This is a genomic window from Geotoga petraea (genome assembly GCF_900102615.1).
GTDB lineage: Bacteria > Thermotogota > Thermotogae > Petrotogales > Petrotogaceae > Geotoga > Geotoga petraea.
This window is the reverse complement of the sequence record NZ_FMYV01000003.1, coordinates 155,025-167,891: the sequence shown is the minus strand read 5'-3', so window position 1 is coordinate 167,891 and position 12,867 is coordinate 155,025. Positions and strand designations below refer to the sequence as shown.

Below are 12,867 nucleotides of genomic sequence, written 5' to 3'. Positions count from 1 at the left end.
TGAAAAGATTGTTAAATAATAAAATAGCTTTAATAACTGGAGCTTCAAGAGGTATAGGATACATTATATCAAAAATATTTATAAAAAATGGAGCTAAAGTTGTTGGGATATCAAGAAATGAAGAAGAATTATCCAAAGCAAAAAATGAACTGGGTGAAAACTTTTTTGCATATAAATGTGATGTAGCAAACGAACAAGAAGTCGCTGAAACCATAAAATCTATAAAAAATGATATAGGAAGAATTGATGTTTTGGTTAACAATGCTGGAATCACTTCAGATAATTTTCTAATTAGGATGAAAGAAGAACAATTTATGAAAGTTATAGAAGTTAATTTAAAAGGAACATTTTTGGTTTCAAAAGAAGTCGCCAAATTAATGAGAAAGCAAAAACAGGGAAGTATTATAAATATTTCAAGTGTGGTTGGAATAGAAGGCAATATAGCTCAAGCAAATTATTCCGCTTCAAAAGCTGGAATAATTGGACTTACAAAAAGCATGGCAAAAGAGCTAACTTTAAAAGGTGAACAAATAAGAGTAAACGCTATTGCTCCTGGATTTATTAAAACAACAATGACAGAAAATTTAGATGAAAAAGTTAAAAATCATGTTGTTGAAAATTCTTGTCTCAAAAAAATGGGTGAAGCCGAAGATGTCGCGAATGTCGCTTTATTTTTAGCAAGTAATTTATCTTCTTACGTAACAGGGCAAGTAATAAGAGTAGATGGTGGATTAAAATTATAATGAGGTTGAAAATATGAAAAAATTAAAAATAGGAAACTTAATTCCAAAAATACCACTTGTTCAAGGTGGAATGGCTGTAGGGATTTCACTTGACAACCTTGCTTCATCTGTTGCCAACGAAGGTGGAATCGGAGTAATAGGAACAGCAGGTATAGGATTGGTAAAAAATGACGACAATAGTTTAAAATCAAATATTGAAGCACTAAAATATTATATTCAAAAAACTAAAGAAAAAACAAAGGGAATATTTGGAGTAAATATAATGGTTGCTCTAAATAATTATGAAAAATATGTACAAACAGCCATTGAAGAAGGGGCAAAGATAATTTTTTCAGGTGCTGGGTTACCGTTAAGCTTACCTGAATTAAACAAAGAAAAAAAAGCAAAATTAGTACCTATTGTTTCTTCTGTAAAAGCGGCACAAGTTATTTTAAAAAGATGGATGAAGAAATATAATTATATTCCAGATGCTTATGTTGTTGAAAGTTCTGAAGCAGGAGGTCATTTAGGATTTAAAAAAGATAAATTAAACGATTCAAAGAATTCAACACTAAATCTTGCAAAAGAATTAGTTGGTTTTAGAGATGAACTATACGCAGAAAAACAAATTTATATTCCTATTATTGCTGCAGGTGGTATAAACAATAAAAAAATAGCAAAACAGCTATTTGATCAAGGCGTAGATGGAATCCAAGTTGGTTCTGCTTTTATACCAACAGAAGAATGTGATGCAGATATTAAATTTAAAAATAAGTTTATCGAAGCTACAACAGATGATATAGGAATATTAAATTCTCCAGTTGGTTTACCTGGTAGGGCCATAAAAACAAAATTCTTTGATTTAATAAAATCAGGGAAAGCAAAACCTAAAACATGTAACTACCAATGTATTAAAACTTGTAATTTTAAAAATGTAGAATTTTGTATTGCTCAGGCTTTATATAATTCTGTCAGAGGAGATGTGGATAACGGTGTTGTCTTCTCAGGGAAAAAAGGTCCAGATACTAATTCAATAAAAAGTGTAAAACAAATTATAAAAAACATTATGGATTTTTAGGAGGTAGAGTAAAATGGAATTAAAAGAAATTGAAAGCAAGGTAAAAGATGTATTGGTAGAAAGTCTTGATGTCGAAGAAGAAAAAATAACTATGGATTCTAATTTAATCGATGATTTAGACATAGATTCATTAGAATTGGTAGATTTAACAATGGAATTTGAAAATGAATTTGATATCGAAATCGAAGATGATCAAGTAGAAAAAATAAAAACTGTTGGAGACATAGTAAATCTAATCAAAGAAAAATTGGGATAAAAAATAAAAATTAAGTACCTAATTCTTTATAAAATTAAATTACTTTTTATAGAAAAAAGTAAAAATTTTGAAAATCATATCACCCCCAGCATTTTAAAATGCTGGGGATTTTATTTTTACAAAAAATTAGGTTGAGAGAGTTTAATCCCCTTTATTTGAGAATATTATCGCATAATAAAACTATATACCATGAAAAATATTTCACACAAACGTGTATAATAGATGTATATAGCAAAAATTTTTTGAAAGGGGTTAGTAATATGAAAAAATTATTAACTGGTAATGAAGCTACAGCAAGAGGTGCTTGGGAAGCAGGCGTTCATTTTGCTTCTGCTTATCCAGGAACACCAAGTACAGAAATACTCGAAACGATGGCTAATTATAAAGAAGTCTATTCTGAATGGGCTCCAAACGAAAAAGTAGCAGTAGAAGCATCTGTAGGGGCTTCAATAGCAGGAGCGAGAAGTTTAGCAGCAATGAAACACGTTGGAATGAACGTAGCTGCTGACCCAATATTTACTTACGCTTATTTAGGGGTAAACGGAGGATACGTTGTTGTAACTGCTGACGACCCGGGACTTCATTCTTCACAAAATGAACAAGACAATAGATATTACGCACGACATGCAAAAATGCCTTTAATAGAACCTTCTGATTCACAAGAAGCAAAAGATTTTATCAAAGAAGCCTACGAAGTATCAGAAAGATTCGATGTGCCTGTTTTATTTAGATTGACAACAAGAATTTGTCACTCTTATTCTTTAGTAGAATTGGAAGATAGAAAAGAAGTTGAAGTTAAAAAATACAAAAGAAACATCCAAAAATTTGTTGCCACACCAGCAGCAAACAGAGTACATCATGTTGAGTTAGAAGAAAAACTCAAAAAATTAGAAGAATATGCAAACAATGAAACAAAATTAAATAGAGAGGAAATAAATTCAGATGAAATAGGGATCATCACTTCTGGTATTTCTTATCAATATGCAAAAGAAGTATTCGGTGAAGACGCTTCATATTTAAAATTAGGTTTTACATTTCCCATTCCAAAAGAAAAAATAAGAAATTTTGCAAAAAAAGTAAAAAAAATATATGTCATTGAAGAAAACGAACCCTTCTTAGAAACAGAGATCAAAGCCTTGGGAATAGAAGTCACTGGAAAAGACAAGATCCCACTTACAGGAGAGTTAAACCCAGATATCATAAGAGAAGCTTTATTGGGAGAAAAAAGAGAAACTGTTCAACCTAACCCAGAAAAAATAGTTGCAAGGCCACCTACACTTTGCTCAGGATGTCCTCATCGAGGAATGTTCTTTGAACTCTCAAAGAAAAAAGGTGCAGTTATAACTGGAGACATAGGTTGTTATACTCTTGGATCCGCAGATCCATTAAACGCCATGGACACAGTAATTTGTATGGGAGCTGGAGTTAGTGCTGCTCACGGTTTTGCAAAAGTTTTCGAAAGAACAAATCAAAAAAGAAAAGTTTTTGGTGTTGTTGGAGATTCAACTTTCTTCCATTCTGGGATTACAAGTCTTTTAGACATTGTTTACAATAAAAGCAATGCAACTATAATCATTTTAGATAACAGAATAACTGCAATGACTGGTCACCAAGAAAATCCAGGTACAGGTTATTCACTAATGCGTGAAAAAACTGATGAAGTGGATTTTGAAAAATTAGTTAGAGCTATTGGGATCAAACATGTTAGAACAATCAATCCAAATAATCTTGATGAAGTGAAAGAATCCATAGACGAAACAATGGAATTAGAAGAACCAAGTGTTATAATAACAAGATACCCTTGTGTCCTAAAAAAATTACACGAAGAAGAAAAAGAAGAATTCGCACCAGTCCAACACATTTATAAAGTAAACACCGAGAAATGTAGTAAATGTAAAATGTGTCTAAAAATTGGTTGCCCTTCAATTTCATTTGATAAAGAGACAGGTGCTTACATAGATCCAAACTCTTGTGTTGGATGTTCTGTTTGTGCTCAAGTTTGTACTTTTGATGCAATAGAAAAGGTAGGTGTGTAATATGAAAGAAACTAAAAATATATTATTGGTTGGTGTTGGTGGTCAAGGTATTATTCTTATTTCTAAAATACTAAGTGCTGCTCTCATAAAAGCTGGTTATGATATAAAAATGTCAGAAGTTCACGGAATGGCACAAAGAGGTGGAGCAGTTACCACTCAAATTAGATTTGGTGAAAAAGTTTACTCACCAATTATAGGAAAAGGTAGCGCTGACTTTGTTGTGGCTTTTGAAAAAATGGAAGCAATGAGGTGGTTAGATTATCTAAAACCTGACGGGAAATTGATATTAAACGATTTTGAATTAGGCTCAGCACCTATATTAGCTGGAAAAGCAGAGTACCCTGAAAAGATTGTTGAAGAATTAAAAGAAAGAACTAATTTGATTTCTTTAAAAGCGTCTGATTTAGCGTCTGAAATCGGAAATATAAAAACTATGAATATAATAATGCTGGCTCAATTAACAAAAGAACTGGGACTTGAAGATATAGAATGGGAGGATATTTTGAAAGAAAATATCAAGCCAAAATTCCATGAAATAAATTTAAAGGCTTTTGAAAAAAGTTTATCATTAAATTAATAAAAGCCCCTTTCGGGGCTTTTATTTTATTCTACGGCTATCTCTTTTGATGTATAAGTTATTTCTATATGGTTTAAGTTATTGTCTCTGTATAATTCAGTTTTTATAGTAGCATAATCATTTTCCCAAATAGTTTCTATTCTGGCTTGATTATTTTTGTAAGCGTATTCCAATCTACCAATCAAAAAAACATTGTCGTAATAAACATAATGTTCAACTGGGTCTCCATAAATACTGGTCAACTCTCCTTTGAGCTTTTCGTATTCGTTTAGTGCAGTTTCTGGTGACCAACCAGGATAAAAATAATTATTGACTTTGTAAAATTGGTCATTATAAAAATACATTGTCGCTTCAACATTTCTGTTCAAATACTTGTCTTGAAAAACTATTTTTGTTGCTGTTTGAGTTTCTGGAATTATGAATTTAGAAACATTCTCCATAGAAGCTCCATATTTTATTCCGCGATACGTTCCTTCTATAGATTCTCTAAAATCGTAGTATTCCCATTCATTTTTATCATTTAAAAAAACTTCATTTTTATAAACCTCTGAAAAACTAAAAATACCCACTAACAATATTAAAATAATAAATAATTTTTTAATGATAATCTCCTCCCAAAATTCTTTATATATTATTAAATCGTACCAATATAGATTATACTTGAGAAAACTTATTTTTAATAATAGTATAATCAAGTTGAAACAAAACACTACTAATTAGTTAAAAGAAAGCTTTTTGATTCTAATCGTGAATATTTTATCAAAATTAAGGCTCATCGTCCTTTATTATTATTTGTTTTTACGTTATAATATAAATGAGATTTGATTCACTTTGAAATTTTTTTAACAATTAAAAATAAAGCTTTTTAAAATATTGTATATATAGTGATATATATCACTTGTATCGAAGGAGGTATTCTCGTGGATTTCAAAGAAACAAAACAACAGGAAATGGTTAGAAAAATGGTGAGAGAGTTCACTGAAAAAGAAGTTAAACCTATCGCTGCAGAAACAGATGAAACAGAAAAATTCCCTATGGAGAATGTGAAAAAAATGGCACGTTATGGAATTTTGGGGATGACCGTACCAAAAGAGTACGGTGGAGCAGGAGCAGATGAAATAGCTTACGCAATTACCGTAGAAGAACTATCCAGATATTGTGCTACAACAGGAGTTATTGCATCAGCTCATAATTCATTAGCTTGTTGGCCAATTTTAAATTTTGGAACTGAAGAACAAAAGCAAAAATATTTAAAACCTCTTGCAAATGGTTCTAAATTGGGTGCTTTTGCATTAACTGAGCCAAATGCTGGTACAGACGCTGCAGGGCAACAAACACACGCAGTTCTTGAAAATAACGAATGGGTTATTAATGGATCAAAAGTTTTCATTACTAACGGAAAATATGCAGATACTTATGTTGTCTTTGCTATGACAGATCCTTCTCTGGGAACAAGAGGTATTTCTGCATTTATTATAGAAAAAGGTACTCCAGGTTTTTCAATAGGTAAAATTGAAGACAAAATGGGTATCCGAGGTTCAGCTACAGCAGAATTGATTTTTGAAGATGTGAGATTGCCCAAAGAAAATCTTTTGGGTAAAGAAGGAAAAGGGTTCAAGATAGCAATGCAAACTTTAGATGGTGGAAGAATCGGTATTGCTGCTCAAGCATTGGGTATTGCTCAAGGCGCTCTCGACGAAACAATTAACTACATTAAAGAAAGAGAACAATTTGGTAGACCTATAAGTAAGTTCCAGGCTTTACAATTCAATATTGCTGACATGAAAACACAAGTTGAGGCAGCCAGATTATTGGTATATAAAGCTGCAGCTGCCAAAAAAAATGGAGAACCATATTCCAATTTAGCTGCAATGGCAAAATTATTTGCATCTGAAACAGCAATGTTCGTTACTACAAAAGCTGTTCAGTTACATGGTGGATATGGTTACACAAAAGATTATCCAGTAGAAAGAATGATGAGAGACGCTAAGATCACAGAGATTTACGAAGGTACTTCAGAAGTTCAAAGAATGGTTATCGCAGCAAACACATTGAAATAATAGCTAATAAGGAGGAATTTTTATGAATATAGTTGTATGTTTAAAACAGGTTCCTGATACAACAGAGCTTAAAATAGATCCAATAAAAGGGACTCTTATAAGAAAAGGTGTGCCAAGTATTATTAATCCAGATGATAAAAATGCTTTAGAGCAAGCGTTATTGATAAAAGATCAAAATGAAAACACAAAAATAACAGTAATTTCAATGGGCCCTTCTCAAGCTAAAGAAGCATTAAACGAAGCTTTAGCTATGGGAGCAGATGAAGCTATTTTATTGAGCGATAGATTCTTCGGTGGTTCAGACACATGGGCAACATCAGAAACTTTGGCTGCTGGAATTAAAAAAATTGCAGATTATGATATTATTTTCACTGGCAGACAGGCTATAGACGGAGACACGGCTCAAGTTGGGCCACAGATAGCCGAAAGACTTAATATACCGCAAGTTACCTACGTTCAAAACTTTGAATTTGAAGATGAAAAAACAGTAATTGTTGAAAGAGCTTTGGAAGATGGATATGAAAAAATTAGAGTTAAAACCCCTGTGCTTTTAACAGCAATAAAAGAATTGAACGAACCAAGATACATGTCCATTTCAGGAATTTGGGAATCTTTTGGAGATGAAAACAAAGTTACTGTATGGGGAGTGGATGATTTAGATGTTGACAGAAAAAACATAGGTCTAAAAGGCTCTCCAACACAAGTTAGAAAATCATTCACACCAGAACAAAAAGGAAAAGGTATAATGCTCGAAGGTACATCAGATGAAGTTGCAGAAAAAATGCTCGTTGAATTAAAAAGGAAACACGTGCTTTAATCCATATTAGGAGGTTTAATATAATGGCTTATATAGATTCAAATACTAACAAATTTGAAGATTTCAAAGGTGTATGGGTATTTGCAGAACAAAGAGAAGGTAAGATCATGCCAGTAGTTTATGAATTACTGGGTGAAGCGAGAAAAATAGCTGACAAATTAAATGAAAAAGTTGCTGCAGTATTATTGGGCAACAATGTCGATAGACTAACAGAAGATTTGATAAAACATGGTGCAGACAAAGTATATATTGCGGAAGATGAAAACTTAGAAAGTTTTACAACAGATGGCTATTCAAAAGTTATTTCAAACCTGATCTCAGAATACAAACCAGAAATTGTTTTAATAGGTGCAACACATATTGGAAGAGATTTAGCACCAAGAATTGCAGCTAAATCAGGCACAGGTTTAACAGCTGATTGTACAAATTTAGAAATAGATGATGAAGACGGTAAACTCTTGATGACAAGACCTGCTTTTGGTGGAAATATTATGGCTACAATAATTTGTCCAAATCATAGACCTCAAATGTCAACAGTTAGACCAGGAGTTATGAAAAAAGCAGAAAAAGATGATACCAGAACTGGAGAGGTTATAAAATACGAACCAAATATAAAAGAAGAAGACATAAGAACACAAATCATCAATGTAATAAAAAAAGCAAAAAATGATGTGGCTATAGAAGATGCTGATATAATAGTAACCGGTGGTAGAGGTTTGGGAAATAAAGAAGGGTTTGAATTATTAGAAAAGTTTGCCAAAAAAATTGGTGGAGTAGTTGGTGCTTCTAGGGCAGCCGTAGATAATGGCTGGATAGATCATTCTCATCAAGTTGGTCAAACTGGTACAACAGTAAGGCCTAAACTCTACATCGCTTGTGGAGTTTCTGGGGCTATACAACACGTTACTGGTATGAAAGATTCGGATTTCATAGTAGCTATTAATAAAAATAAAGATGCTCCAATTTTCAAAGTAGCTGACATAGGAATTGTAGGAGATTTATACAATATAGTTCCAAAAATAATTGAAAAATTGGACAAAATGGATGAAATAGAAAAGAAAGCTATGGCGTAATTTTTAAATAAAAGAGGTGTTTTTTAATGACATATGATGAAATAAAAGTGGGTCAAGTGTATGAAAAAAAAGTATCCACAACATCTAAAGATGTTGAAACATTTGCAGAAATTACTGGGGACAAAAACCCCCTTCATTTAGACGACGAATTTGCAAAAGAGACTATTTTTGGTGGAAGAATTGTTCATGGAATGTTGGGACTTGGAAAAATTTCCGCTGTTTTAGGCATGGAATTTCCTGGCCCAGGAACAATCTATATGTCTCAAACATCAAAATTTTTAGCACCTATATATTTAGATGAAGAAGTAACTATAAAAATAACTGTAAAAGAAAAAATTGAAGAAAAGAAAAGGCTCATACTTAATACACAAATCCTAAAAGAAAACGGAAAAGCTGCAATTGATGGAGAAGCAATGGTAAAATACGACAAATAATCCATCATTACTAAAAATAGGTCTTATGAAATTTATAAGACCTATTTTTATTTATATTTTACAAAAATGATATAATCATAATAGAAAATAGTTTGTGATTTATGAATAATCTGTATTATTTTCATGGGGGTGGAAATATGGAAATCATAGATATTTACGATGGGTTTAAAATCAGATATGAAAAACTAGACAACAAAAGTATTGAAAATACTTTTAAAATCTGGAATGAATATATTTCTGAATATCCAGAAATAAAAGAAATGATTGTTGAATCATACAGAGAGGATAAAGTTTATGAGATATTTGATATTTTTGAAAAACATATTTACCCAATTTTTCAAAATAAATGGGATAAATTCGAAATAGCTCATGAAAATTTAATCCATTACCTAAAAAATTCAAAAAATAAAATAGAAGAAGTTGTTGATGAAACATTTTATGCCATTAGCTTTATCGGACTTGGAACAGGTGCAGGGCATGTAGACACTTATAAAAATAAACCAGCTGTTTTTTTTGGTTTAGAAAAAATAGTAGATCTTGGCTGGTATCAAAACTCTGAACTACAAGACCTTATATATCATGAAATTGGACATATTTTACACATGATTTTAAGGGGAAAAGACTGGTTAACAAAGAGAATGTTTAAATATCAATCTGATTATCTATACTGGATACTTTATGAGGAAGGTTTTGCCCAGAGATTTTCTCAAAAAATCATGGGTAAAGATTATTACCATCAAGGTAATCACGGGGATTGGGTAGAATGGTGTGAGATAAACCTTCCAAAACTATGCGCTGAATATATTAGATATGCTGAAGAAGGAAAAGATGAGTTCGACTTTTATGGTGATTGGTTTGATATAGATGGTTATAGTGAAACTGGATACTATATTGGCACACAGTTAATAAAAAAACTTGAAAAAAATATGGGCTTAAGAGAAATCGCAAAAATGAATTTAACAGAAATCAAAAATGAGGTTCATGATTTTCTATTCGATAACTCTTTCGGACTTAAGAATGGTTATGTAGTTGTAAGCCCATATACAGAAGTTTGGAAAAAAGCATATCAAATCGAAAAATCAAGATTAAAGGAAAATATTCCAGAAATAAATAACATTGAGCATATAGGAAGTACTGCTGTAGAAGGATTATCGGCAAAACCCATCATAGATATTATGATTGGGTATGAAGATGATTTTAATAAAAATCAAATAATTGAAAGATTAAAAAATTTAGATTACACTTTCTTTGGTGAAAACGGAATAACTGACAGATTTTTCTTTAAATATACTACAGAAGATAAAGTGACAAAATTTCACATTCATTTGGCAAAATTTGACAGTGATTTTTGGAGAAGACATATTAAATTTAGAGATCATTTGAGAAAAAATAAAAAAGATAGAGATTTTTACGCTGAAATTAAAGAAAAATTATCTAGAACAACTTTTAGCAATAGAGAAAAGTATGTTCAAGACAAAGATGAATTTATCAAAAAAATTGTTGAAAAAATAAAGTAAAAATTTTTTATAAGTTTTCTTTAAGTTATCGGGGGTAATATAATGGTGAGTGTAACTCCGCCCGTAATAATCACCCTTAGAACATCCCTCATATTTGAAATATTGAAAAAATAGCCTTCTGAAATTTCAGGAGGCTATTTTTTATATTTCTACCATTGGCATGGTAATATATTCAAAAGGGTTCCTTTCAAATATCAACCTTCTATCGTACATATCACCAATTCTATCAAAACCATCTATTATTTGTGGCGATAAAACTAACATCTTTAATGTTTGTTTGTACGATATATTCTGCTTGGATAATATATCTAAATATCTTATCCATATTGGTTCTTCTACTGGTGCATCTGATGATAGAAAGAGATCTATATTTTTGTCAAGTATATCTTTAAACCTATAAGTAATGTTAACTCTGTCACCAAGTCTACTTTTTAAAATTGGTTCGTCAGATGGGATAAAAGATGGTTGCATGTCTAAAATAAAACGGTGTTTTTTTATCAAATCAAGTTGATAATCGTGTAAGACTGCTGAATGAATAATTCTATGCTGTGATTTTGGATTAATCTTTTCTGCAATTTGAAGTATCTGGTCAACGGCTCCGTCTCCTATCGCATGCATGGCAAGATGCAAATGTTTTTTCTCACAAAATTCCATAACTTTTTTTAGTTCTTCATCTTTCCAAACCTTTTTACCCTTTGTATTTTTATCTGAATAGTTTTCTTTCATTAAAGCAGTCCATCCACCAAAAGAACCATCTGTATACACTTTTACAGAATTAAATTCTTCAAAATATTTTTTCTCATCAAATAAATACAATTCTTTTAAATTATTTACAGCTATCTTTTCGTAGACTTTTATCTTAGAATTTTCAAACGGAAGTTCATCTTTTGTTATACCGTGAATATCCTCAGAATGGATAAACCCAAAGCCTTCGTTAAGTAAACTTTCTTGTGCTTTTTCAAAAGATTTTTCTATATTCTGATAATACCCTATTTCAGCATAAACTACTTCAAGGGCTTGTTCATATATAAAACCATCTTTTTCATCAACGTATTGTTCATATCCAGAAAAATCTATTTTTTCAAGCATTTTACTATTAATAGTAGCAACATGGCCACATCGGCGAACCATCATCATGGGAATATTTTTGTTAATTGAGTCTAAAAAATCTTTTTTGGGAACTCCAGGCTCTGACCAACCTCTTAAAATTAGTTTTTCTGGGTTATCTTTCAACTTAGCTTCAATTATATTTTTAATTTCCAAAATACTTTTAAATTCCAAATCTGGATTTGATAACTTTTCACCATAGGCAATAACATGTAAATGTGAGTCGGTTAGCAAAGGGGTTACGTATTTGTTGTTATTCACTTTGGTATTTATAAAATCAAATTCACCATCTTTATTCATCCTGTACATCTAATTCATCCCCTTTAAAAATTTTTTCGAATGGAGAAATCTTTTCGTCTCTAACTCTGTACATATAGAAGAAATGAATCAAAATAGGAAAAGATATTATTAAAAGCAAAAATAAAATAACCGCTATAAATTCAGGTATCTGAAGTGAATCCATTTTCGAAGCGTCAAAAGTTTTAAAAAGAGTGAACGCAAATAAATTGTTCAAAACATGAAAGATTATAGGTATTTTTAAACTTTTAGTCTTTACGTATATAATTGAAAAAGCATACCCTTTTATAAAGCTACTTATTATATCTCCATGGCCTATTGTGAATAGGAGTGTAGAAATAAAAACTCCCCAACCAAGACCAAATTTTAAAGAAAGCCTATTTATCAAAAAACCTCTGTATAAAAATTCTTCCATAATCGGAGCAAGCACTACGATTGTTAGAAACTGAAGTGTTGATATTAAAAATGTAGCGTCTTGAGAAAACACTACGGCATTTTCATAGTTCGTCATTAGATTATTTAGATATTCTTGGATAAAATCAGGCATTAATTGCAAAATAGACGAAGATATTATCACACTGAATATCAAAGAAATGAATAGAAAAATCAAGTATATTATAGAAAACCCGTTTGATTTTTGATCATCTTGAAAAAAATGTTTGATTTTAAAATCAACTCTCTTGTTAACCTGAAGCATTTCGTAAAACATCCAAAATATAATTACCAGCTGAAATCCTATTTGAGTTAATAAAGCTTCTAAAACATTATTTTCTACATCAAACCATATATCAAAAACTATATTTACTGCCAAATAAGTTATCATCAATAAGAAAACATATCTTGTTTTTATGATTTTAAATGGATTCATTATTTTCTCCTATCTCCTTTTTAAT

The 12,867-nt window shown here is 31.0% G+C and carries 13 protein-coding genes; 10 read left to right on the top strand and 3 right to left on the bottom strand.

The window, feature by feature from the left end:
* Positions 1-8 precede the first annotated feature (8 nt).
* The 5 genes from fabG to BLS00_RS04695 all read left to right on the top strand — a co-directional run bounded on the left by fabG (position 9) and on the right by BLS00_RS04695 (position 4,669).
* Positions 9-743, top strand: a complete 735-nt coding sequence (gene fabG, locus BLS00_RS04715) for a 3-oxoacyl-[acyl-carrier-protein] reductase (protein WP_091403229.1) — start codon at positions 9-11, stop codon at positions 741-743.
* Between the two features lie 13 nt (positions 744-756).
* Complete coding sequence (locus tag BLS00_RS04710; protein WP_091403227.1) at positions 757-1,800, top strand: NAD(P)H-dependent flavin oxidoreductase; 1,044 nt, start codon at positions 757-759, stop codon at positions 1,798-1,800.
* A 13-nt stretch (positions 1,801-1,813) separates the two neighbouring features.
* Positions 1,814-2,056, top strand: coding sequence for an acyl carrier protein (gene acpP, locus BLS00_RS04705; RefSeq protein WP_091403226.1), 243 nt, complete (start codon positions 1,814-1,816; stop codon positions 2,054-2,056).
* A gap of 260 nt (positions 2,057-2,316) precedes the next feature.
* Positions 2,317-4,092, top strand: coding sequence for an indolepyruvate ferredoxin oxidoreductase subunit alpha (gene iorA, locus BLS00_RS04700; protein ID WP_091403224.1), 1,776 nt, complete (start codon positions 2,317-2,319; stop codon positions 4,090-4,092).
* A gap of 1 nt (position 4,093) precedes the next feature.
* Positions 4,094-4,669: an indolepyruvate oxidoreductase subunit beta gene (locus tag BLS00_RS04695; RefSeq protein ID WP_091403222.1), complete on the top strand. Its 576-nt coding sequence runs from the start codon at positions 4,094-4,096 to the stop codon at positions 4,667-4,669.
* Positions 4,670-4,695: 26 nt separating this feature from the next.
* Here BLS00_RS04695 and BLS00_RS04690 read toward each other — a convergent pair whose 3' ends face one another.
* Positions 4,696-5,244, bottom strand: coding sequence for a hypothetical protein (locus tag BLS00_RS04690; protein ID WP_091403221.1), 549 nt, complete (start codon positions 5,242-5,244; stop codon positions 4,696-4,698).
* Between the two features lie 345 nt (positions 5,245-5,589).
* Here BLS00_RS04690 and BLS00_RS04685 point away from each other — a divergent pair, with 345 nt between their 5' ends.
* From BLS00_RS04685 to BLS00_RS04665, 5 genes are all read left to right on the top strand, one after another.
* Complete coding sequence (locus tag BLS00_RS04685; RefSeq protein ID WP_176759843.1) at positions 5,590-6,729, top strand: acyl-CoA dehydrogenase; 1,140 nt, start codon at positions 5,590-5,592, stop codon at positions 6,727-6,729.
* Positions 6,730-6,751: 22 nt separating this feature from the next.
* Positions 6,752-7,546 (top strand): electron transfer flavoprotein subunit beta/FixA family protein, encoded by a 795-nt coding sequence (locus BLS00_RS04680; protein ID WP_091403219.1) that lies wholly within the window; start codon positions 6,752-6,754, stop codon positions 7,544-7,546.
* A gap of 23 nt (positions 7,547-7,569) precedes the next feature.
* Positions 7,570-8,619: an electron transfer flavoprotein subunit alpha/FixB family protein gene (locus BLS00_RS04675; RefSeq protein WP_091403218.1), complete on the top strand. Its 1,050-nt coding sequence runs from the start codon at positions 7,570-7,572 to the stop codon at positions 8,617-8,619.
* 26 nt (positions 8,620-8,645) lie between these two features.
* Positions 8,646-9,053 (top strand): MaoC family dehydratase, encoded by a 408-nt coding sequence (locus BLS00_RS04670; protein ID WP_091403216.1) that lies wholly within the window; start codon positions 8,646-8,648, stop codon positions 9,051-9,053.
* Positions 9,054-9,190: 137 nt separating this feature from the next.
* Entirely contained in the window at positions 9,191-10,570 is a 1,380-nt protein-coding gene (locus BLS00_RS04665; RefSeq protein WP_176759842.1) for a GrpB family protein, read from the top strand.
* Between the two features lie 141 nt (positions 10,571-10,711).
* On the opposite strand, the gene BLS00_RS04660 is transcribed toward BLS00_RS04665, so the two are convergent.
* Both BLS00_RS04660 and BLS00_RS04655 read right to left on the bottom strand, forming a co-directional pair.
* On the bottom strand, positions 10,712-11,986 hold the full coding sequence (locus tag BLS00_RS04660) for an amidohydrolase family protein (RefSeq protein ID WP_091403213.1): 1,275 nt from the start codon (positions 11,984-11,986) through the stop codon (positions 10,712-10,714).
* On the bottom strand, positions 11,970-12,842 hold the full coding sequence (locus tag BLS00_RS04655) for a CPBP family intramembrane glutamic endopeptidase (protein ID WP_091403212.1): 873 nt from the start codon (positions 12,840-12,842) through the stop codon (positions 11,970-11,972). The genes BLS00_RS04660 and BLS00_RS04655 overlap by 17 nt, the downstream gene beginning before the upstream one ends.
* Positions 12,843-12,867: the final 25 nt, after the last annotated feature.